Raw genomic sequence first — 20,646 nt, 5'->3', positions numbered from 1 at the left:
AACGAGCCACGGAAGTGCAAGTGTCATGACTTGGAAAGATGGTGTCCAAACTCAGGTGAAGGCAGCTCACTGAAGAATGATTTTTTCGGGAGAATTCACCGGTCACTTATGGGTGCAAGTAACCAACAGGTAGCGAGCTCTGTCCCAGGCAGTTCACACCATGATCTTTAAATGACTGTGATCAATCGAACGTCGCGTTAGATGCAGAGCCTATACCCGTCATCCACACCTCACACACCAACACCGTTTACGTTCAGATAAACTGAATAAAGCGAACTTGTGCCAGTGATGAACAGGCGGTTGAGTTTGCTGCTGCCGAAGCAGACGTTGGAGACGATTTCTGGGATGTGGATCTTCCCGATGAGGTCACCGTGGGAGTTGAGGCAGTGGACGCCGTCGGCGGCGGATGTCCAGATGCGGCCGTCCCTGTCGAACCGGAAGCCATCGAAAAAGCCGTTGGTGCAGTGGGCGAAAACCTCGCCGCCGTGAAGTGTCTTGCCGTCGCTGCCGATCTCGAATTTTCGGATATGTGCCGGCCCGTCTTCCTGGTGGGTGCCGCCCGTGTCGGCGATAAAGAGGGACTTTTCATCTGGAGAAAAGGCCAGGCCATTCGGCTTGACGAAGTCGGTGGAAACCGTCTCGACGGTGCCTGTGTCGGGGTCTGCGCGGTAGACGTGGCAGGCCCCGATTTCACTCTCCGCGCGTTCGCCTTCATAGTCCATCAAGATGCCGTAGAAAGGATCGGTGAACCATACCGATCCGTCGGATTTCACAACGACATCATTGGGCGAGTTCAACCTTTTGCCGGACCACGCGTCGGCAAGAACTTTGATGGACCCGTCGTGTTCGGTTCGCGTTACGCGCCGGGTCAGGTGTTCACACGAGACAAGGCGGCCCTGTCTATCCGTTGTATTGCCGTTTGAATTGTTGGACGGCGCGCGAAAGACGGACACAGAACCATCGGTTTCGTCCCATCGCATCATCCGATTGTTCGGAATATCGGACCAGACCAGATAGCGGCCTGCCGGAAACCAGGCAGGGCCTTCGGACCATCTGGCACCGGTCCACAGCCGCTCAACCCTTGCATGACCGATAAAGCAGGCAGCGAACTCAGGTTCGATGACCTCAAATCCGGTTCCTTCAAGCACGCCGAACATTACATATCTCGCTTCTTGCTGTAGGGCCCGATGCTGGAACGAGGTGCTTGCACCTTGTCTTCGAGCCTTGTCATCCGATTGCCCGGGTGAGACGGGTCAGGGCCCCAGATCGCCTGATAGGTGTCGAAAGCCCAGCCTCTTTTTTCAAGGATAAAGGCCACAAAGAGCAAGCCCAACCACCAAAGGGACAGAAAAATCCACATCCATTTGGGGGCATTTGCCTGCCAGAGGCCACTGGCAAAAGCGCCGATCATCAGGATCAATGTGATGTAACCCAAGAGCTTGTGATAGGTTTCAAAGAGTTGCCTGCGAAGCGTCATGTCATAGTGGTCACCGCGCAGTGACCCGTCCGCAGCGCGGCTGGTCGGCCCGCCCTTGCTGCCGCGCAGGAGGCCGGAAAGCGCCTGGAAGAGACCCAGCACCAGAACGCTGTACCCGAAGGTGCGGTGCAGAATGGCAGCTCCGGTATTCTGTTCCGACACCAGGACCAGGCCGAGGCCAATGGCGGACAATACCAGAACCAGGCTTTGCGATATCCAGTGCCAGCGCCACCAGGTCTTGTTGTCCAGTTCTTTCGGCCACTTCTGCCTCGGAAGCACCTTGAAGTATCGAGCGGCGATCACCGCCGATGGCGCCAGCACTCCCCAGCCGAGCACCATAGTGCGGGCATGCCAGGACAAGGCCACTCCCACATCATGGGCCCGGGCCGGGTCCGCCGGGGAGAGCAGCCAGTCCCAGATCATCCCTTGACAGCCCCCGCCGTCATTCCCGTGATGATCTGCTTTGACGCAACGAAGGTGAAAAGGATCGGCGGGATCGCGAGCAACATGCCGGTCGCCATGATCACTCCCCAATTGATGTCATATTCGGTGATCGAGTTCACGATCGTGACCGGCACTGTTCTGGTCGATCTGCCGGACAAGGCATTGGCCAGGAGAAACTCGTTCCAGGCAATCCGGAATGTGAAGATCGCCGCGGCTGCAAGCCCGGGCTGAATGATCGGCAGCACCACTAGGAAAAAAACCTGGAAAGGGTTGGCTCCATCCATGCGGGCAGCCTCTTCAAGCTGGATCGGAACCTGTACGATGAAACTCTGCAGGATCCAGATCACGAAGGGCAGGTTCATGGCCGTATAGATCAAGATGATGCCGGTGTAGGTCTGGTCCAGGCCGAACTGGAACGTCCAGATCCCGAAAACGGGGACCAACAGAACCGCCGGTGGAACCATGCGCATCAATAGGGTGGTCATGGAGACCGTGCCGCGTCCCATGAAGCGGAAGCGCACCAGTGCATAAGCCGCCATACAGCCGATCACCAGCGTCAGCCCGGTCGAGATCAGGCCGACGATCAAGGAGTTCTTGAGGGCGCGTCCGAAGGTCGGGTCGCAATAGTCCACATGCGCCGGCTCATACCACAACACGTTGCATAATACGGTTTCGTAGTTCTGGATCGTGGGCGTGAAGAAAAACGCGGAAACCGATGCGTCGTAAACGTCGACATTGGTCTTGAACGAGGTTGCCAGCATCAGCGCAATCGGGCCCGCGCTCATGAAGACGAGCGCTGCGATCAGGGCATAAAAGGCAGGATTTCGGGTCTGTGTTTGGGACGCCATCAGTCATCTCCCTTTTCGGCAATCGCCCGTTGCCTGGCAGCGCGCGCTTCCTGCACACGGTTGTAAGCAAACATTCCGATCGTGATGGCCATAAGCAGCATCAGGAGGACATTCGACATGGCCGCGGCTTCGCCGAGTTCCTGAAACTCCTGGGCGGTTCTGAAGATCCTCAGCGCAAGAATTTCAGTTGAAAGACCAGGACCGCCATTTGTCAGAACCAGAATGACTTCCAGAACCTTGAAGGCATCGATCAGGCGCAAAAGCAGCGTCACGATCAGGACTGGCATCATCAGGGGAAGTTTGATGAGGATAATTTTTTGCCACTCGCTCGCCCCGTCGATCTCGGCAGCTTCCAGCGCGGACCGGGGCAGGGATTGCATGGCGGCAAGAGCAAGAATGAAAATGAAGGGCGTCCATTGCCAGACATCGGCAATGACGACAGCAATGAACGACCACGTGCTGTCAGAAAGCCATGGAATACCTTCCAATCCCATGTCCTTGAGCGTGCGATTGAAGATCCCGACGGTCGGGTGGTACATGTAGCGCCACATGAGACCGACAACGATGGGCGCGATCATCATCGGCAGGATGAAGACCGTGCGCAATACGGCCATTCCGGGAATGTTGCGATCCAGAAGCAGCGCCAGACCGACGCCAAGCGCCATTTCCAACGTCACGACAACTGCAGCAAATCGGATGGTGACCCAGAAACTCTCACGAAAGGCTTCGTCGCTCATCAGATTGATGTAGTTGCGCAATCCGATGAATTCGGCCTGGCCGATCCGTTGGCTGGGGCTCCAGTCCAGAAAACTGGCATAAACCATGTAGCCGATCGGATAGAGCAGCGCGAAGATGAGGATGATCCCGGCAGGCGCCAGAAACAGATAGGGGGTCAGCTTGTTGGCCTTGATCGCAACGCTCATTGCAGATCGCTTTCAATGTCACGATTGAATTGGAGACCCCCACGGCTGGGCCGTGGGGGACACGTTTTACTGGGTCCAGGTGTAGTAGCCGGCCTCATCCATGAGGGCCCGCGTCCGTACCGAGACGCCTTCAAGAGACTCCTGGATCGGGAAGTCGTCGACGATGATCTTGGAAAGCGTGGTGCCAAGGTCAGCGTTGATTTTGCCCCAGACGGGGATAATCGGACGCCAGTCCGGATCGGCATTCTTCAATGCTTCGCCGAAGGTCTCCATATGCGGAAACTTCTCGTTCACCTCAGGATCTGCGTGCGTCGAATAGCGGGACGGATTGCCACCTGCGAGCGCAATCAGTTTGTCGGCCTTTTTCGATGTCAGCCACTGCATCAGCAAGAAGGCCGCATCTTTGTTAGGCGCGTTTTTCGGAATGCCAATGCCGAAACCACCTGTCTGAGAGCCGGCGCGGACACCAACGGGATGCGGAGCCCAGCCAATCTTGCCAACCACCTTTGATTTGTCGGGATTGTTGACCTGACCTGCAAAGACGGTGGAGTCGAGGAACATCGCGGAATTGCCCTGCAGGAACGAAGCTCCGGCCTCGGCAAAGCCGAACGTCTTGGATCCTTCGGCGCCACAATTCACGATTTTCTTCAACGCTTCAGCGGCTTTGACGCCGGCTTCGTTGTCGACGATCGGGTTCCACTCGTCATCGAAGATCCTGCCACCAAGTGGTGCCAGGTGAAGCAGGAAGGCGTGGCTGGCATGGTGACCCGATGCCGCCCGCGAGGCCAGACCGCCCATGCCCGGCTCAAGTTCGGGAATGAGGCAGGCAAGTTCAAGAAGCTCATCATAGGTTTCGGGAACCTTTAGGTCGTGCTTTTCGAAAATGTCCTTCCGGTAGCCGAGAATGGACGTTTCCGATCCGAACGGCAGGCCGAACAAGGAGCCGGTCGGGCCAGGAAGGTATCCCTTTTTGCCGCCCGCGACGCCAATATTTGCGACATATCCATCGATCAGATCTTCGGCGTCGAAGTTAGGATCGGCGAGCTTGGGGTTCATGAAATAGCGTGCAAGATTTTCCAGCTGATCGGCATAGACATAGTCAGCCTTGGAAAAGACGACATAGGCAATCAGGTCATAGTCGCCCTTGTTCTTGGTCAGTTCGAGCGTCTGACGTTCGCGCATTTTCAGATATTGAAGCTGGTCGACTTCAACATTGATGCCTGTTTCCTTGGTGAATTCCGGCAACACCTTCATCACCGCATCAAAATGCGGGTGAGCTGGAAAATTCACGACGAGTGTTTCACCGCGATGATCCGCGTAAGGGTCTGCGATGACCGAAGTCGCGGCCATGGCCAGCCCGGCGGCAGCGCATACGGTTGTTTTCAGATAACTCAGCATATTACTCCTCCCTTGCAAAATTCTCAGATCACCGAATGGCAACCTCTGTCTCGCGGTCGAACATGTGAATTCCTTCAGTGTTGACCGCAAATCTCAGTGTTTCACCCAGTGCGATAGGTGTTTCCGACTTCAGTTCAACTTCGACATTCTGGTCGCCGCATGCACACAGCAGCACTGATTGCGCGCCGATGTATTCAGAGACGATCACCTTGAGATCGATGGAGCTTTCATCCGGTGCATCCGGGTTGAAATGCAGGTCCGACGGCCGGATACCCAAGGTAAGGGCGCCATCGTTGTGCGCCTTGGCTGCAGCGATTTTGTCTTCCGGCAAGGCGATGTCGAAACCCGCTCCGTGCACAAAAAGGCGGCCGGCACGTTCCTCGAGGTTCGCATCCAGAAAATTCATGGGAGGGGACCCCAGAAAACCGGCAACGAATTTGTTGACCGGTCGTTTGAAGAGTTCTTCCGGTGTTCCCTGTTGTTGGATGTAACCGCCATGCATGACGACGATCCGATCAGCCAATGTCATGGCCTCAATCTGATCGTGGGTCACATAGATCATGTTCTTGCGCACTTTTTGGCGCATGAGTGCCAGTTCGGCACGCATCTGACCGCGAAGCTTGGCGTCCAGGTTCGATAGCGGTTCATCGAAAAGAAACGTGCCGGCATCGCGGGTAAGGGCCCGGCCCATGGCAACTCGCTGCCGTTGTCCGCCCGAAAGTTCTCCCGGCTTTCTATGCAGAAATTTGGTCAGCCCAAGCATGTCCGCAACAGCGCCGACTTTCTCGTCGATCTCGGCTTTGGGCCGTCTTTGCAGTCGCAGCGCAAACGACATGTTCTTGGCGACATTCATGTGCGGATAAAGCGCATAGTCCTGGAAGACCATTGCCAGGTCGCGGGCTTTGGGCTCCAGATGACTGACCGGCTTTTCGTTGATAAAGATTTCGCCGGAGCTAACCGTCTCCAGACCCGCGATCATGCGCAACGTTGTCGACTTGCCACAGCCTGATGGTCCGACGAGAACGGTGAACTCGTTCTCGTGCATTTCCAGATTGATACCGTGCAGGACTTCAAAGTCGCCGTATCGCTTCACCAGATTTTCCAGATGAATACGAGGCATGTTTCCTCCCGAGCCGCCAAACTCTTTTTTGGCACTGTTATGTTACCGGTCACATTAGCAGAAATGTTATCGGTAACAAGAATTTTTTGACGCAATGAGAAGAATCTTTCTCGAAGAGAGTGCTTAGCAGCTCTGTCGAAAGGCGACGGTCGCCGGCACGTGGATGTGCTGGGGGAGTTAAGCAACGGATCGCTTGAGGAAAACAGCCGTTTCAAAAGCTTGCCTGTTTCTCGCCCTATCCCTTCCGGGTCGACGACAACTGTCGAGATGCTCGGGGTGGCAAAGCGGGACACCTCGAAATTACCAAATCCCGCAACAGCAATATCGTCGGGGATCCTGTATCCCTGCGACAACAGCCAGCTTTGTGCGCCAAACGCGGCAACGTCCGAAACACAGATCAGGCATTGTGTGTCTGGATGGTCTCGCAGCAACTGCGAAGCAGCAGCTGCGCCACTCTCGATGGAAAGCGGCGGCATGCCGAAACCGATCAGCCGATGACAATCCAGTCCGGCGTCTTCCATGGCAGAGACAAAGCCCATGCGCCGTGCTGCACCACGGGTCCAGTCGTCCTGACTTTCGCCCACAAAGGCGATCCGCTGATATCCTTTTGCGATGACTTGCTCGGTCATTTTCTTGGCGGCTTCAAAGTTGGAAAACCCAACCGTGTGTGCAATCGGACGGTCCGGCTTCTCCCAGATTTCGACAACAGGAACGGCTGCGGTTTTCATCAGGCGCCTGGTCCTGTCGGTGTGGCCGTCATAGGAAAGGACTATGGCTTCTGGCCGACGCCGAAGCATGGTTTCAAGAAGCTCTTCTTCTCTCTCGGCCGAATAAGCTGTGTGGCCGAGCAGGATTTGCAATCCGATTTCCTCAAGCTCCTCGGTGAGCGATTGAACTGTCAGTGCAAAGTGAAGATTGTTGAGGGAAGGCAGAAGAGTTGCGACAAAACCGGACTTCTTGGTTGTCAGGCTACCCGCCATCTGGTCGGGAACATAATTCATGTCCCGTACTATTTTCAAAATATGCGCCCTCGTTTCCGGCGAAACGGGGCTGTCTTTTCGCAGGGCGCGCGAAACGGTCATGCGGGAAACGCCAGCAGCTTTTGCGACATCCCGCATCGTGACCGGACTTGGTTTACCGCTTTGTTCCGTCACCCCTTTGCCTCCAGGTATTTCCAGCACACCGATGCAACTCAATCACATGCTCTGGCACTATCAGGAGAAAAGCCGCCTGAAGGGCGTGTCAGGTGTCCACTGAAAGCGATGGAGGATTGCCCAAATATCGGTGCCACCGCCCAACAGTGGGGCTGGACAAACTGCCTTCCCGACAAAGAGATGGGATGTTATCGATCACATGTGTGAGCGGAAACATCCCACCAGTCAAGTGATATTAAAGGCTCTTATCTTTCCCTGGGCAGGTGTCCAGGGTTTGGTTCAGATCCCTTAGCGCTCAAGCGCACCGATGCCCGAGAAGCGGAAGGCTTCCTGTTGAAGTGCGTCAAGTTCCGCCGCCTCAAGCTGATCATGAGCAACCGTGATCCTGCCAAGGAATACAAGCGGCAGTTCGCCTGCACGATCTTCCAGATCGGCCTTGATGGCTTCAGCAGTTGCGGCACCGACATCGTCGCCCATGCGCATGGGGGTCGCGTCCAATTCACCGCGGCGAATGGCATCAAGCTCTAGGCCTGTACCACCCCAGCCGGTCGAAAAGACTTCCTTTTCCTTGCCAACTGAGATCTGCGCCTCAACGCTGCCCATCGCCATGGCGGTGTTGGCGTTGTGGATGATGGTTGCTTCCGGATAAGCCTGAAGGATCAGGCTTGTGCCTTCAAAACCGCCTTCACGCTGATACTCACCATAGTGCTCGTAAGCGACTTTCCAGTTGCCTTTTTCCATGACGCAGTCTTTGAAATCACCAGACCGCTGATCGTCGGTGATGCCCGGAATACCCCGGTTCATGGCCATGGTAACATCCGATCCGAGACGCTCCAGCATATAGTCGCACATCACAAGAGCACCTGCTGCCGACGAGAAGTCGAACCACACGTCAGGCTGGTTCTTCAGATCCTTTAGTGGAGTGTGGAATGCCCAGACATAAGTCGTGAAGTCTTCATTCTCGGCCAGTTTGTCTATGTTGTCGGCCTGAATGGCCAGTTCGGACGGGCCGAAGATCACATAGTCATAGATGTCTCCATCCTGAAGCACCTGATTGGCGTAGGTCGACTGAAGCGAGTGTTCAATCTGACGGCTGGCGAACTCGGTGGTGTTGTATTTGATGCCAAGCTCGTCCAGGCGCTTTGTCATAGCCAGAAAGTTTCTTGCCCAGAAGTCGGATGTGTCCGCCGACGGGTAGATCAGCGCGATTTCCACCGGCTTTTCCTGAGACCCGGTAAACGGCACACCTTTTGCGCCGACAACCGCCTGCAGTGCCTCCAGTTTTCCTTCCGCATTCACCTCTCCGGGAACCCAGTAGTCGCGATCGGCGATGCCGGGAAGCTCCTTCAAAGGCAATTTGTCTTCTGCCAGCGCGCTCGTGCCAGATAGCAGCAGGAGAGCGAGTGTGGATTTAAGCAGTTTATTCATCATCTTTTCCTCCCTGTGATGAATGCCGCGGTAAGGGATCTCAACCACTGGCAACGGGTGCGCCGGAAAGCAGAGATCCAATGAGAAGTAGAAGCAACAGTCCTCCGCCGATCAGGCCGCACAGCCGCAGCAGCCTGAGGCTTTCCGGCGTCGTCAAACCGGCCACGAAGCCTTTGGCCCCGTCACGGTCCTTCTTTTGAAGCCAGGTGTAGAGTGCCACCGACGAAACAATCACAACCCCGGAGGCAACGGACTGCCAGAAGAATTCGATCCTGAGCGTGACCAGGGCGTTGATCATCATCGACAGAAGCAGAACACCTGCCAGTGAACCGAGCATGGAAGCTCGCCCGCCAAAGAGAGACGTTCCGCCAACGACAACAGCCGCAATGACATGAAGGTTGAAATAAGGGGCGGAAGTCGCCTGGATGGCGTTCAACTTGCCTGTCAGCATGACGCCGGCGAGCGCTGCGGAAGCACCCATAAGAACATAGGCGTAAATTTTGTAGCGATCGACCGCGATCCCGGTCATTTCAGCTGCTTCCGGGTTGGAGCCGATCGCGACCGTGTAGCGGCCGAAATAAGTTTTCTTCAGCAGCCAGTAGCCAAGCGCCATCGTCAAAAGACCAATGACCACCGGTACCGGAATGAAGCCCGGGATCTGTCCCCTGCCGATGTCGGTCATAAGATCCGGAAATCTGGCAAGCACGAGGCCCTTGGCGATGACAAGAGCAAGTCCGCGATAGACAAGATCCATGGCCAATGTACCGATCAGGTCAGGCACCTTGAATTTGGAGATGACCAGACCGTTGATCAGGCCGAACAGGGCTCCGAGCATCAGTGCAAATGCAATCGCGATAGGCGTGGAAAATCCATATTGCTTGATCAGGAACGCCATCACGATGCTCGACAGGGCCGCGATCGAGCCAATGGAAAGGTCGATGCCTCGCTGGGTGATGACGAACGTCATCGCCATCGCCATCGGCATGTAGAGCGCAGCGTCCAAAAGGATCAGGTTCAGGTTCGAAAGCCTGAAATACCGGGCTGGTTCCGCGACGCCCATGAAGAGAAGTATGGCCAAAATCATGACCATCGGGCCGATAATGGCCAGGAACGGTTCGATGCGCTCTGAAAGCTTCATCGGTGTTCCTGGATGAGTGGTTGTTGCCATCTTGGCCTCCTAAGCCGCTTCTTCCGCACCGACGATCAGTCCCAGCACATCCTGTTGGGAACTGTCGGCCACCTTGACCACACCGGCACATTTGCCGCGGCGCTGGACATGGACGCGATCGGCGACTTCAAAAACGTCGTCCAGGGAATGGGAAATCAGAATGACCACCAGTCCCTGTTCTTTCAGTGTTTTGATGAGTTTCAGCGTACGCGCAGTCTCCTGGGGCCCAAGAGCCGCGGTCGGTTCGTCCATCACGAGGACCCGAAGGCCCTCGTGATAGACAGCGCGCGCGATGGCCACTGCCTGTCGCTGACCTCCGGACAGGCTTGCCGTGGGAACATCGAGCGAACGCAAACGCACACCTAGACGCTCAAACAGCACGCGCTCCGTTTCGGTGCGCATCCTCTTGTTGTCGAGCGTGGGGATGCCGAGGAACGAACGGGTGAGCTCGTTTCCGAGAAACATGTTCGCGGCTGGATCAAGGTGGTCGGCAAGAGCCAGTGTCTGATAAACCGCATCGATACCCTGATCGATTGCATCGGAGTGACTGTTCATGACGAGTTTTTCCCCGCCAACGAAAATTTCGCCCTCGGTCGGTTGATAGACCCCGGTGAGAATTTTGATCAGCGTCGATTTGCCGGCACCGTTGTCGCCGACAATCGCAAGAACTTCGCCTGCGTAAGCGTCCAGGTTGACTTGCGAGAGCGCCTGCACGCCGCCAAATCGCTTGGAGATGTTGCGCATGACGACCAAGGGTTCTGCATCTTTGTTGTCCGAAGACATTGTTCCACCCTGAGTTTTGGACAAATCTTTCCTGTCCGCGGTAGCACCACGGCAAAAAAGACCTTCAGTTATTAGCTTTGCTCGGTTGTCAGCAGGTCGCCTGGCGGCTGCGTCAGGCGACCCGCTTTGTGAGTGCTTACTTGCCCCAGATGGCGGCGTAAGCCTCACGATAAGGCGTATCGGGATCGAAGGAGTTGCTGTCGCCCATCTTCTCAAGCCCTTCTTTGGTCACAAGGGCAGGAGAAGTCACGTAACCGGAACAAGGCTGTCCTTGTACGGCACGGTTCAACTCGTCGACAAGCTGCCAACCCTGCAGGTTAAGCGGTTCAGCAACGGTGATCGTCTGATAGCCGCCGGTCCGAATACGTTGGAAAGCGGCTTCCGAACCGTCTCCGGCAGAGCCCGCCTGCGGCCCGTCAGCTGCGGAAATTCCCGCAGACGTCAGTGCCGGCCCCATGAAATCGAAATAGAGATCGTTGATCGCGAGCGCATGGGTCCAGCTGTCTCCGTATTTCTGCAAGAGACTTGTGGTGAGCGGTCCCATACGGGTCGATGTGTCGGCAATTGGGGTGTCGACATATTCCAGAACCTTGCCACCGGCAGCTTCAACGGTCTCCTTCAGCCGGTCGGCCTTGTCGATCGCGATCTGATACGTGGAATCGGTGAAAATGATGACACCGATATCCTTGCCGCCATCGTCGATCGCCCAGTTTGCAGCGACTTCGGAAACGGTCATCGCATCGGTCGAGATATTTGCGAAAATGCCTCCCGGAGCGTCGCAGCCGATCTTCGGGCCGGAGTGCCAGGCCACCATTGGAATATCGGCCGTCACGACCCCCTCAAGCGCGGCCTGCTGTTCAACAGCGTCAAAACCGTTGATGACGATCCCGTCGGGCTGAAGTGCCAGCGCTTGACCGATAGCGGCGGTCCGGCCCTGGATAGAGCCAGCGCCGTCCAGGACGCGGACCTCCCAGCCGATCTTGTCGGCTGCTTCTTCAACACCATTGGTCACGCCCAGGATGCCGCCGTTTTTGAGGTCGGCCGCAACCACCACGATGGTTTTGCCATCCGCGCCCGCAGGGCCGCTTGTTGGGCCGTCCCATGCGGTTTCTGCAAATGCAGGCAACACGGAACCGGCAAGCATTGTCGTTGCCAAAATGGTCTTCAGAAAATCACGCTTTTGCATTCTATCCTCCCTTTGCAAAATTCTTATTTTTTCGCAGCGCCTTTGCGGCGTTGCGCATAGCCGGCAATGCCGATTGCGATCAGCAGGGTCACGCCATTGAAGAGTGGCTCAACCCAGAAAGATCCGCCGAACTGCTGGATGCCGGAGATCCCGACAGCCAGGATGGCAACACCGACAACGGTGCCCCAAACATTGACCCGGCCGGGTTTGATGGTTGTCGATCCAAGGAATGCACCGACCAGCGCCGGCAGCAGGAATTCAAGTCCGACACTCGCCTGACCAATCCGAAGCTTTGAGGCCAGCAACACGCCAGCGAGCGCGGTCATCATTCCAGATGCCATGAAGGATCCGATGACGTATTTACGTGTGGGAATGCCGTTCAGCTGCGCAGCACGCTGGTTGGCGCCGATGGCATAAAGGTATCGGCCAATCGGTGTGTATTCGAGCACCAGCCACATGGCGATTGTGATGGCAAGCACGTAAAATCCCGTGATCGGCAGACCGAACACGAACGTTCCGTTCACCGCATAAAACCCTTCCGGCAATACACCGACCACCTGGCGTCCACCTGTATGCCAAAGCGCAATCGCATAGAGAACCGTTCCGGTACCGAGTGTTGCGATGAAACTGTCGATCTTGGCGACTTCCACGAGCAGCCCGTTGAAGAAGCCGGTCATTGCGCCGAGCATCAGAACGATCATGACCGCGGCCGGCCAGGGGATGCCGAACATGGTTTGCAGGCTGATCGCCAGAATATGCCAGAGCACGATGCCATAACCGACCGTCAGGTCGATCCGTCCAGCCGCCATCGGGATCATTGCACCAAGAGACAAAAGCGCGATAATGGCTTTATCGGAGATGATCGCACGCAGGTTCAATAGTGTCGGAAATGTCCGTGGCAAAAGGATCGAAAACAGCAGGATAAGCAACAGGGTCAGGATCACGAGCCCGTAGACGGGCAGGAGCCTGAAAAGCCTGCTGCGCAGGGACAGGCCTTCCATTTCCGCCTTGGTTGGCTCCAGTGCATTGGATTCAAGAGATTGCATGTTTCTTATCCTTAGGCAGCTGCGGCGTTGCTGGCCGAAGCCGCTTGAATCAGGTTTTCCGTGGACAGTTTGGTGCCCGAGAGTTCTTCAACAATCTTGCCCTGACTGAAAACGATGGCGCGATGGCAGATCGTTGCGACTTCTTCAAAATCTGTTGACACAAGCAAAAGCCCGACACCTTCGCGAAGTGCCTTGTTCAATAGCGCATAGATTTCCGCCTTGGCGCCGACATCGACACCGGCTGTCGGATCTTCGCAGATCAGCAGCTTGCGTTTTGTCGCCAGCCACCTTGCAATCACAACCTTTTGCTGGTTGCCGCCTGAAAGTGCTTCAATGGCGAGCGACTGGTCGTTGGGGCTCAGAGCGACTTCCCGGCCGATCGCCTCCGCCATTTTTGTTTCCTTGTCCGGTGACAGGAAAGACAAGAGGCCCCGCCCGGTCGACGCCGGGTTCAAGAACGTGTTCTCGCGAATGGTGAGGGGAAGGGCAACGGATTCCTCGGTGCGGTCGCGGGCGACCAGACCAATGCCGGAATCAAGCGCTGTTTTGGTGTTGCGCAGGTCCGGGGTTCCCTGACCGTTCAGAACAACCTCGCCTTCATGATCTTCCATGCCATAAAGGGCCCTGGCAATCTGCTCGTGTCCCGCGCCGCGCAATCCGACCAGTCCGACCAACTCGTTCTGGTGCAGGGTGAAATCAACCGGCCCTGCATTGTGCGTTTTCAGGTTCGCCACGCTGAGGACCGGTTTCCCCGGTGCTTCGGCAAGCTTGCTGACCTGACGGGTCTTTCGCCCGACAATCATGTGAACGAGTTCTTCGGTTGTCGTGTGCTGAATGGCCCGTACGCCAACAAGCACACCGTCGCGAAGAACCGCAACACGGTCGGCGATCTGGAAAATCTCGTCGAGCCTGTGAGACACATAGATCATTCCAACACCGCGTTCGCGAAGTGGCCTGAGTGCATTGAACAGGCGGTTGACCTCATCTGCCGGGAGTGAAGCGGTCGGTTCGTCCAGAACAAGGAAATCACAATCGACCGCAAGGGCACGGGCAATCGCCACTAGGGACTTCTCCGTTCTGGAAAGGTCCTGCACCCGGGTTGTTGGATCGAAATCGCAACCGACTTTCTTAAGGGCTTCAGCAGCGAAATTTTCTGCGTTGCCCCAATTGATCAGACCGAGTTTTTTGGAAAAGCCAAGCGCAAGAGACATGTTCTCGGCTACGGTCATCCACTCGATCATGCCCAGATCCTGGTGGATGAAGGCGACGGATTGACGTTGTCCGAAACCACCCGGGCGATGCTCGTAAGTCTCGCCGTCAATCAAAACGCGCCCTGCGTCGGGTTTGTGAATGCCACCGAGAATCTTGATGAGTGTTGATTTGCCGGCACCATTCTCGCCCAAAAGCGCGACGATTTCACCCCGGTCGACAGCAAGGGAAACGTCCCGAACGGCGTAGGTCCCGCCGAAATGCTTTTGGATGCCGTCAAAGAACAGCCGGTTTTGTAAACTGCCTGGCACTATCTTCCTCCCGCCGCGACCGGACTGTGCATCTTCTCCCAAGACAGACATTGAGTTACCGGTAACGTGGCATTATCATTGACTCGTCATATAGTGAAGTCAATCAAAAAAGTTACCGGTAACTTAAATTTTGCCAGAGCAGAAAATTTCCAGCAAAAACAATAAAGTAAGCCTTGCCGAGGTCGCCAGGGCGGCAGGTGTGTCCAAGATGACTGCCAGTCGTGTCCTCAGAGATGAAGGTGGTTTTTCGGAAAAGACACGCGTCAAGGTTTTGGCGGAAGTCGAGCGGCTCGGGTATCTGCCCAACAGACTGGCGACCGTCTTTGCAGGCGACAAAAAATCGACCTTTATCGGAGTGAGCATTCCCGATCTGGGCAACGAGGTATTCACACACGTTCTGGAAGGAATCGACCGGAAGCTGGTGAGCTTCAATCATCAGACTGTTCTGGGCATGACGCAGCATGTTTTGGCCGAGGAGGAAAGCTGGGTTGAGACTGTGTTGTCCTGGCAGCCGGCAGGTCTGATTCTGACCGGCCGGGCCCATACGCCAAGAGCCTTGCAACTGCTCGCCGGGGCCGGTGTGCCGCTTGTCGAAATCTGGGATCTGAATTCAAGTCCGATCGACATGTGCGTCGGCCTGAACCACTTTGACAGCGGTTATGATATGGGCCGTTTTCTGTTGTCCAAGGGCTATCAGCGTTTCGGGTATGTGGGCACGTCTCACGACACGGCGAATGCAGCGACAGCGCGGCTTCACGGGTATGCGAAAGCTATCGAAGATGGCGGTGGCCGCCTGACAAAACAGCTGTGCCTGAATGACATTCCCGGGTTTTACCCCGGCTATTATGGAACGGAGCAGCTTCTGTCTGCGGACCCGTCTGTAGAGGTTGTTTTCTTTCAGAACGACAATATGGCAGTGGGTGCGGTCCAATTCTGCGAGGCACAGAAAATCTCCATACCGGGGGACCTTGGAATTGCGGGTTGGGGCGAATTGCCGATTGCCTCTGTCTTGCCGTATCGGCTGACGACGGTTCAGGTTAATCACCTCCGCATCGGACAGCTCGCTGCTGAAAAACTGCTCTTGCGGATCAATGGCGACCTGCTCGAGCCCGTCTCTGATGTCGGATTCACGCTTGTCGCAGGCGATACGGTTTGATGTTGCGTGAACTGGCTGACTAGGTGGTGTTGCCTAAATCCAGCGTAACAGGGCAAAGAGTGCGGCTTGTCGGCAATTGGCCGCCGATGTTTTCAAGAATGGCTTTGGCAACTGTCTGCCCGAGCGCGTGACCATTTGTGCTGATTGTTGTCAGTCTTGTGTTGATCGTCTGCTCTCTCGATGTTCCGTTGAAGCCCATAACGCGGACATCTTCAGGCACTCGAAGGCCTGCCTTTAGGAGGACTCTCAATCCTCCGATAGCCATTGCATCATTCAGATAAAAAATCCCATCGACTTGCAATCCGTCTTCAAGAAGGCGGTGTGTTAGAAGCTCTCCACTCTCTGCCTGACGCGGAAGGTCGGGTTCCGTTAGAACGCGCGTTTCCGCACCGGCTGCCGTCATGTCACCTATGAAACTTTCCATGCGCCGGTATGCACAAATGTCTTTATGGGTTTCCGCTCCTATGTAAGCGACCTTGCGTAGCCCAAGCTCCAGGAAGTGACTTGCCGCAATTTTTCCTGCTTCAATATGCGATGGGCCGACAGTGGCTTGTCCCTGCGGGTCATCTCCATCCCAGATTTGAATGTGAGGAACACCGAACCGCTGAAGCAGCATTTTTGTGCGCTGGGTGGAGGCGATACCTCCGCTGCGTACCAGAAACGCCGGTCGCAAGCTTAGAAGTTCTTGGATCTGGCGTTCTTCCACCTCGGGATCCATGAGACTTTCCGCAATAAAGATTGAGAGCGAGGCCTGATCCAGGAGGCTATGCAGGCTGCTTATGATCTCGGCGTAAACCGTGTCAGCTATCGAAGGGATCAGCACCGCAACCAACATGCTCTTGCGGGCACTGAGCGAGCCTGCGAGCCGATTTGGCACATAGCCAAGCTTGTCAGCGGCTTCGAAAACGCGTGTTCGTGTCTGCTTGGAGATAGCGCCGGTACCCCGCAATACCTTCGAAACAGTCATGGTGCTGACATTCGCCAATTTGGCAACGTCCTCGAGCGTGACCATATTTTTCCTCCAGCCCAGGTGCCCATCCTCAGTGTGACAAAATAACTGTCTTGGTCGAGTTGACAATCTATTTTGTTATCGATAACACATAATAAGGTTATCGATAACCTAAAGGCAAATTTGCACTTGAGTGATCGATTTTCGGGAGGAAAAATTGGTTTATTGGCGGTGGCTATGGCGCTTCGTTGACTGGATGATGGCAGCGCTGCTTCTGGCGATGATTGTGCTGGTATTCACAAACGTGGTCCTGCGATACGGCTTTTCTTCCGGGTTGCGACCATCCGTTGAGCTGTCACGACTGGGCCTGGTCTGGGTTGTCATGCTTGGTGCGGCCGTGGTTCTGCGCAGAAGTGAGCATCTCGCGGTAACGGAATTTTCCGAGGTGCTGTTTCCCAAACTTGTGCCTTTTCTGCGTCGCTTGGCCTACCTCGTCATTCTGGTTGCGGTGCTAATGCTGTTCTGGGGTGCGTTTCGTCAGATGAACGCAAACTGGAACAACATTTCGCAACTGACCGGGTTGCCGTCCGCCCTGTTTTATCTTGCCGGTGTTGTCTCCGCCGTTCTGATGACCGTCATTGCGGCTGTGCGCGTGTTTTTTCCGGACGCCCTCGACTTCGACGAAGAACAGGAGGGAAATCATTGACCCTCCTGCTTTTTCTGAGTGTCCTGATCGGCGCTATTCTTCTCGGGTTACCGGTTGCTTTTGCTCTGCTTCTGGCAGCAATCGCGCTGATGCTTCAATTGAATCTGTTCAGCGCCGACATACTGGCACAGGCGCTCATCAATGGGGTCGACAGCTTTCCGCTGCTTGCAATTCCGTTTTTCCTGGTCGCCGGCGAAGTGATGTCCACCGGCGGATTGTCCAAGCGCATCGTGCGCATGGCGGTTTCCATGATCGGTCACAAGCGTGGTGGTCTCGGGTATGTAGCCATTTTGACGGCGATCCTTCTTGCGGGCCTGTCAGGGTCTGCTGTCGCTGACGCTGCGGCTCTGGTCGCGATCCTCTATCCGATGATGCAAAAAGCTGGCTATCCCAGCGGCTGTTCGGTGGGCCTGCTTGCGTCCGGTGGGATCATTGCGCCCGTGATCCCACCTTCCTTGCCACTCATCCTGATCGGGGTTGCCGGAAACATTTCAATCAAGAACCTGTTCCTGGGCGGCATTGTCCCCGGCTTGATGATGGGCCTCGCATTAATGCTGGTCTGGAATGTGCTCATGCGGAGCGAAAACGTCGAGACGCTCGAGCGTGCAACAGCCCAAGAACGCATCGCCGCCTTCAAGGATGGCATCTGGGCGTTGTTTCTGCCGATTATCATCATCGGAGGCATTCGCTTTGGCGTCTTTACACCTACGGAAGCCGCGGTGGTCGCAGCCGTCTACGCGATCCTTGTCTCTACAGTGATCTACCGGGAGATGACGCTGCGGGGTTTCTTCCAGATACTCGTGAATGCAGGCCGTTCAACGGCCATGGTGATGTTTCTGGTCGGCTGCGCCATGGTGGCTGCTTGGCTCATCACCGTTGCGCAACTGCCGCAACAACTTGCGACCTTGCTAGGACCGTTGGTCGAGAATCCGCGCCTGCTGATGGCCGTCATCATGATATTGGTGCTGTGTGTCGGCATGGTGATGGATCTGTCACCAACTATCCTCATCCTGGTGCCACTGCTTATGCCAGTGGTCAAGTTGGCCAACATCGACCCTGTCTATTTCGGTTTGATGTTCGTCATCAACTGCTCCATCGGACTGATCACACCTCCAGTTGGAACTGTCCTGAACGTCGTTTGCGGCGTCGGCCGTGTGCCGATGTCAGCGGCGGTCAAAGGCTCTTGGCCTTTCATCGCTGCATATCTGGTGCTCCTCGCACTCTTCGTTGCGTTCCCGAGCATCATCACGGTCCCGATGAAATGGTTCATCGGCTGAGTAGGGAGGAATTCTCAATGAAAAATCACCTGACAAAAATTGGTCTGGCAACGTTCCTGACGCTGAGCATGGCAACATCTTCTCTCGCAGAGGTCACTTTGAAGTTTGCACATGCAGCTCCGGAGACCGATCTGCAGCAGGATCTTGCGAAGTTCTTTCAAAAAGAAGTCGATGCGCGCACGAACGGCGAAGTCAAGGTTCAAATCTTTCCTCAGGGACAGCTTGGAAATGACGCGACCATGATCGATGGCGCGCGGGCCGGTATCATCGATGTCGTCATGGTTGGCCTCAACAATTTTTCCGGTTTGATGCCGGAATCAGCTGCCTTCACGCTGCCTTTCATGTTCCCGACGCGCGAGACGGCGTATTCGGTTCTGGATGGCGACGTCGGTCAGAGCGTTCTTGCAAAATTCGAAGATCATGGTCTGAAAGGGCTTGGGTATTCCGAGAACGGCTACCGCAATATGACCAACAACAAAGGTCCTATCCGCACACCCGATGATGTTGCGGGATTGCGCATGCGCGTCAACAATTCCAAAGCGCTTAACGACATGTTTGCCGCGCTGGATGCGAACCCACAGCAAATCCCGGTAGCTGAGCTTTATACAGCGCTGGAAACAGGTGTTGTCGACAGTCAGGACCACCCGATCGGGGTCACGCTCTCCTTCAAGTTCTATGAGGTTCAGGACTATTTGAGCATGACGCAACATGCTTATTCACCCCTGGCGGTTGCGATGAACCTGAACAAGTTCAACGGTCTGACCGAAGAGCAGCAAAAGACTGTGCTTGAAGTTGCCGCCGAAGCTGTTGCCATGCAGCGCGAGTTGAGCATCTCCAAGGAAGACGAGATGATCACAGCGCTTGAAGAAGCAGGGATGAAAGTCAACCGCGATGTGGATGGAGCGGCATTTCAGGACAAGGTGAAGCCTGTTTGGGACGCCTTTATCGAGCAAAATGGCGATACGCTTGTGAATGCCATTCTTGCAGCGTCGCAGAAATGACCACTGCTTAAGAGCTGGATTGTCTTATGCTTAGCTGTGGCCCGATTTCCAGCCGGATCGGGTCACAGTCGTTATCGCCGGAGCCTCGTAGCAGCGAGACAATAATTTCCCCTGTCTTGTGTCCGATTTCGACCGGATGAGGATCAACCGTCGTGAGTGTCGGCACACAGACCGATGAGATGTCATAGGCACCGAAACCGGCTATGGCGATGTCTTCCGGCACCCGCACGTCTTTGCGCATGCACTCGGTCAGGGCACCGAACGCCGACAGATCCGATACGCAGATAACTGCGTCCGTGTCCGGAAAATCCCTCAAGAGCAGGGACATCGCATCGGCTCCCTCGCGCATTGAAATCGGCGGTTCTCCCGCGCCGATCAATCTATCCTTCGAAAGATTGTGCCGGTTCATCGCATTGATGAAACCACGGCGGCGGTCCGCACCACGTGTGTCGCCGTCGGTATCCCCTCCGATAAAGGCGATGCGTTTTCGGCCGGTTTTGACCAGATGCCCGACAAGGTCATGCATGGTGGCGGAATTGGAAAATCCGACGACGTGGCCTATCGGATCTTCAGGCAGGTCCCAGGTCTCGATGACGGGGATTTTTGCTCTTGCAAGAAGTTGACGGGTCCGGTCGGTGTGGCGCCCGCCTGTCAGCACAATGGCTTCGGGACGTCGTTTCAGGAACTGCTCGACAATCCGCTCCTCTTCTCGGATGTCGTAGTTGGAATATCCGAGGAGCACCTGCAGGTCCGAAGCCTTGAGGACTTCGGAAAGCGCGCCGACCGTATCGGCAAAGTTCGCATTGTTGATGGAAGGGATCGTCACGGCGACGAAGCCGGTACGCTGCGACTTGAAGGTTGCGGCGGTGCTGTCGAATACATATCCGAGATCGTCGGCAATTTGCAGGATGCGTTTGCGTGTCTTCTCACCGACAGATGCGTGCTTCTTGAAGGCACGGCTGACGGTCATCACGGAAACGCCCGCCTTTTCAGCCACATCCTTCATTGTAACAGGTCGTTGCATACGCCCTCCGCTCTCAAAACAGGCGTAAAACTGTCAGA

The 20,646-nt window shown here is 55.6% G+C and carries 20 protein-coding genes; 5 read left to right on the top strand and 15 right to left on the bottom strand.

Annotated elements, in window-relative coordinates:
- Window positions 1-230 precede the first annotated feature (230 nt).
- From ACZ1HV_RS11960 to ACZ1HV_RS11930, 7 genes are all read right to left on the bottom strand, one after another.
- Complete coding sequence (locus tag ACZ1HV_RS11960) at window positions 231-1,157, bottom strand: SMP-30/gluconolactonase/LRE family protein (RefSeq protein ID WP_472718189.1); 927 nt, start codon at window positions 1,155-1,157, stop codon at window positions 231-233.
- A complete protein-coding gene (locus ACZ1HV_RS11955; protein WP_472718188.1) occupies window positions 1,157-1,900 on the bottom strand; it encodes a cytochrome b561 domain-containing protein in 744 nt (247 codons plus the stop codon). The genes ACZ1HV_RS11960 and ACZ1HV_RS11955 overlap by 1 nt, the downstream gene beginning before the upstream one ends.
- On the bottom strand, window positions 1,897-2,769 hold the full coding sequence (locus ACZ1HV_RS11950; protein ID WP_298822758.1) for a carbohydrate ABC transporter permease: 873 nt from the start codon (window positions 2,767-2,769) through the stop codon (window positions 1,897-1,899). The genes ACZ1HV_RS11955 and ACZ1HV_RS11950 overlap by 4 nt, the downstream gene beginning before the upstream one ends.
- On the bottom strand, window positions 2,769-3,692 hold the full coding sequence (locus ACZ1HV_RS11945) for a carbohydrate ABC transporter permease (protein ID WP_472718187.1): 924 nt from the start codon (window positions 3,690-3,692) through the stop codon (window positions 2,769-2,771). Before ACZ1HV_RS11945 ends, ACZ1HV_RS11950 begins: the two co-directional genes overlap by 1 nt.
- A gap of 66 nt (window positions 3,693-3,758) precedes the next feature.
- Window positions 3,759-5,090, bottom strand: coding sequence for an extracellular solute-binding protein (locus ACZ1HV_RS11940; protein WP_298822760.1), 1,332 nt, complete (start codon window positions 5,088-5,090; stop codon window positions 3,759-3,761).
- A gap of 28 nt (window positions 5,091-5,118) precedes the next feature.
- A complete protein-coding gene (locus ACZ1HV_RS11935; protein WP_298982856.1) occupies window positions 5,119-6,210 on the bottom strand; it encodes an ABC transporter ATP-binding protein in 1,092 nt (363 codons plus the stop codon).
- Window positions 6,180-7,292 carry a LacI family DNA-binding transcriptional regulator gene (locus ACZ1HV_RS11930; protein ID WP_472718438.1) on the bottom strand — a complete coding sequence of 371 codons (1,113 nt, stop codon included), beginning with the start codon at window positions 7,290-7,292 and terminating at the stop codon, window positions 6,180-6,182. The genes ACZ1HV_RS11935 and ACZ1HV_RS11930 overlap by 31 nt, the downstream gene beginning before the upstream one ends.
- On the opposite strand from ACZ1HV_RS11930, the gene ACZ1HV_RS11925 reads away from it, so the two are divergent.
- Window positions 7,210-7,467: a hypothetical protein gene (locus ACZ1HV_RS11925; protein ID WP_472718516.1), complete on the top strand. Its 258-nt coding sequence runs from the start codon at window positions 7,210-7,212 to the stop codon at window positions 7,465-7,467. The two genes, ACZ1HV_RS11930 and ACZ1HV_RS11925, sit on opposite strands and share 83 nt — an antisense overlap.
- Window positions 7,468-7,652: 185 nt before the next feature.
- Here ACZ1HV_RS11925 and ACZ1HV_RS11920 read toward each other — a convergent pair whose 3' ends face one another.
- The 6 genes from ACZ1HV_RS11920 to ACZ1HV_RS11895 form a co-directional block, all read right to left on the bottom strand.
- Window positions 7,653-8,795: a substrate-binding domain-containing protein gene (locus ACZ1HV_RS11920; protein ID WP_298822762.1), complete on the bottom strand. Its 1,143-nt coding sequence runs from the start codon at window positions 8,793-8,795 to the stop codon at window positions 7,653-7,655.
- A gap of 37 nt (window positions 8,796-8,832) precedes the next feature.
- Window positions 8,833-9,960 (bottom strand): ABC transporter permease, encoded by a 1,128-nt coding sequence (locus tag ACZ1HV_RS11915; protein ID WP_472718186.1) that lies wholly within the window; start codon window positions 9,958-9,960, stop codon window positions 8,833-8,835.
- Window positions 9,961-9,969: 9 nt separating this feature from the next.
- Window positions 9,970-10,743 carry an ATP-binding cassette domain-containing protein gene (locus ACZ1HV_RS11910; RefSeq protein WP_298822765.1) on the bottom strand — a complete coding sequence of 258 codons (774 nt, stop codon included), beginning with the start codon at window positions 10,741-10,743 and terminating at the stop codon, window positions 9,970-9,972.
- A gap of 136 nt (window positions 10,744-10,879) precedes the next feature.
- On the bottom strand, window positions 10,880-11,929 hold the full coding sequence (locus ACZ1HV_RS11905; protein ID WP_298822766.1) for a substrate-binding domain-containing protein: 1,050 nt from the start codon (window positions 11,927-11,929) through the stop codon (window positions 10,880-10,882).
- Between the two features lie 23 nt (window positions 11,930-11,952).
- Window positions 11,953-12,975, bottom strand: coding sequence for an ABC transporter permease (locus ACZ1HV_RS11900; protein ID WP_298960731.1), 1,023 nt, complete (start codon window positions 12,973-12,975; stop codon window positions 11,953-11,955).
- Between the two features lie 11 nt (window positions 12,976-12,986).
- Entirely contained in the window at window positions 12,987-14,495 is a 1,509-nt protein-coding gene (locus ACZ1HV_RS11895) for a sugar ABC transporter ATP-binding protein (protein WP_472718185.1), read from the bottom strand.
- A 130-nt stretch (window positions 14,496-14,625) separates the two neighbouring features.
- Between ACZ1HV_RS11895 and ACZ1HV_RS11890 the strand changes: the two genes are divergently transcribed.
- Window positions 14,626-15,651: a LacI family DNA-binding transcriptional regulator gene (locus ACZ1HV_RS11890; protein WP_298960727.1), complete on the top strand. Its 1,026-nt coding sequence runs from the start codon at window positions 14,626-14,628 to the stop codon at window positions 15,649-15,651.
- A 19-nt stretch (window positions 15,652-15,670) separates the two neighbouring features.
- Here the strand turns inward: ACZ1HV_RS11890 and ACZ1HV_RS11885 are convergent, their stop codons facing one another.
- Complete coding sequence (locus ACZ1HV_RS11885) at window positions 15,671-16,663, bottom strand: LacI family DNA-binding transcriptional regulator (protein ID WP_472718184.1); 993 nt, start codon at window positions 16,661-16,663, stop codon at window positions 15,671-15,673.
- A gap of 154 nt (window positions 16,664-16,817) precedes the next feature.
- Between ACZ1HV_RS11885 and ACZ1HV_RS11880 the strand changes: the two genes are divergently transcribed.
- The 3 genes from ACZ1HV_RS11880 to ACZ1HV_RS11870 are packed head-to-tail and all read left to right on the top strand — an operon-like array spanning window position 16,818 to window position 19,584.
- The gene (locus tag ACZ1HV_RS11880; protein ID WP_298822771.1) at window positions 16,818-17,306 is read left to right on the top strand and encodes a TRAP transporter small permease; all 489 of its coding nucleotides are present in this window, start codon (window positions 16,818-16,820) and stop codon (window positions 17,304-17,306) included.
- Window positions 17,303-18,583 carry a TRAP transporter large permease subunit gene (locus ACZ1HV_RS11875; protein WP_472718183.1) on the top strand — a complete coding sequence of 427 codons (1,281 nt, stop codon included), beginning with the start codon at window positions 17,303-17,305 and terminating at the stop codon, window positions 18,581-18,583. Before ACZ1HV_RS11880 ends, ACZ1HV_RS11875 begins: the two co-directional genes overlap by 4 nt.
- Before the next feature lie 17 nt (window positions 18,584-18,600).
- Window positions 18,601-19,584, top strand: a complete 984-nt coding sequence (locus ACZ1HV_RS11870; RefSeq protein ID WP_472718182.1) for a TRAP transporter substrate-binding protein — start codon at window positions 18,601-18,603, stop codon at window positions 19,582-19,584.
- A 7-nt stretch (window positions 19,585-19,591) separates the two neighbouring features.
- On the opposite strand, the gene ACZ1HV_RS11865 is transcribed toward ACZ1HV_RS11870, so the two are convergent.
- The gene (locus ACZ1HV_RS11865; RefSeq protein ID WP_298822774.1) at window positions 19,592-20,608 is read right to left on the bottom strand and encodes a LacI family DNA-binding transcriptional regulator; all 1,017 of its coding nucleotides are present in this window, start codon (window positions 20,606-20,608) and stop codon (window positions 19,592-19,594) included.
- Window positions 20,609-20,646: the final 38 nt, after the last annotated feature.

The sequence above is a fragment of the Roseibium sp. JB4-4 genome (assembly GCF_055693425.1).
Note: the sequence above shows the minus strand (reverse complement) of the source record. Positions and strands in the feature narration are given on the sequence as shown.

What these genes read in the sequence shown, in the direction of transcription:
- ACZ1HV_RS11955 (WP_472718188.1), bottom strand. Translation starts at nt 1,900, where the DNA reads ATGATCTGGGACTGGCTGCTCTCCCCGGCGGACCCGGCCCGGGCCCAT.
- ACZ1HV_RS11930 (WP_472718438.1), bottom strand. Translation starts at nt 7,292, where the DNA reads ATGACCGTTTCGCGCGCCCTGCGAAAAGACAGCCCCGTTTCGCCGGAA.
- ACZ1HV_RS11870 (WP_472718182.1), top strand. Translation starts at nt 18,601, where the DNA reads ATGAAAAATCACCTGACAAAAATTGGTCTGGCAACGTTCCTGACGCTG.
- ACZ1HV_RS11885 (WP_472718184.1), bottom strand. Translation starts at nt 16,663, where the DNA reads ATGGTCACGCTCGAGGACGTTGCCAAATTGGCGAATGTCAGCACCATG.
- ACZ1HV_RS11945 (WP_472718187.1), bottom strand. Translation starts at nt 3,692, where the DNA reads ATGAGCGTTGCGATCAAGGCCAACAAGCTGACCCCCTATCTGTTTCTG.
- ACZ1HV_RS11920 (WP_298822762.1), bottom strand. Translation starts at nt 8,795, where the DNA reads ATGATGAATAAACTGCTTAAATCCACACTCGCTCTCCTGCTGCTATCT.
- ACZ1HV_RS11905 (WP_298822766.1), bottom strand. Translation starts at nt 11,929, where the DNA reads ATGCAAAAGCGTGATTTTCTGAAGACCATTTTGGCAACGACAATGCTT.
- ACZ1HV_RS11925 (WP_472718516.1), top strand. Translation starts at nt 7,210, where the DNA reads ATGTCCCGTACTATTTTCAAAATATGCGCCCTCGTTTCCGGCGAAACG.
- ACZ1HV_RS11915 (WP_472718186.1), bottom strand. Translation starts at nt 9,960, where the DNA reads ATGGCAACAACCACTCATCCAGGAACACCGATGAAGCTTTCAGAGCGC.
- ACZ1HV_RS11940 (WP_298822760.1), bottom strand. Translation starts at nt 5,090, where the DNA reads ATGCTGAGTTATCTGAAAACAACCGTATGCGCTGCCGCCGGGCTGGCC.
- ACZ1HV_RS11950 (WP_298822758.1), bottom strand. Translation starts at nt 2,769, where the DNA reads ATGGCGTCCCAAACACAGACCCGAAATCCTGCCTTTTATGCCCTGATC.
- ACZ1HV_RS11935 (WP_298982856.1), bottom strand. Translation starts at nt 6,210, where the DNA reads ATGCCTCGTATTCATCTGGAAAATCTGGTGAAGCGATACGGCGACTTT.
- ACZ1HV_RS11910 (WP_298822765.1), bottom strand. Translation starts at nt 10,743, where the DNA reads ATGTCTTCGGACAACAAAGATGCAGAACCCTTGGTCGTCATGCGCAAC.
- ACZ1HV_RS11865 (WP_298822774.1), bottom strand. Translation starts at nt 20,608, where the DNA reads ATGCAACGACCTGTTACAATGAAGGATGTGGCTGAAAAGGCGGGCGTT.
- ACZ1HV_RS11960 (WP_472718189.1), bottom strand. Translation starts at nt 1,157, where the DNA reads ATGTTCGGCGTGCTTGAAGGAACCGGATTTGAGGTCATCGAACCTGAG.
- ACZ1HV_RS11900 (WP_298960731.1), bottom strand. Translation starts at nt 12,975, where the DNA reads ATGCAATCTCTTGAATCCAATGCACTGGAGCCAACCAAGGCGGAAATG.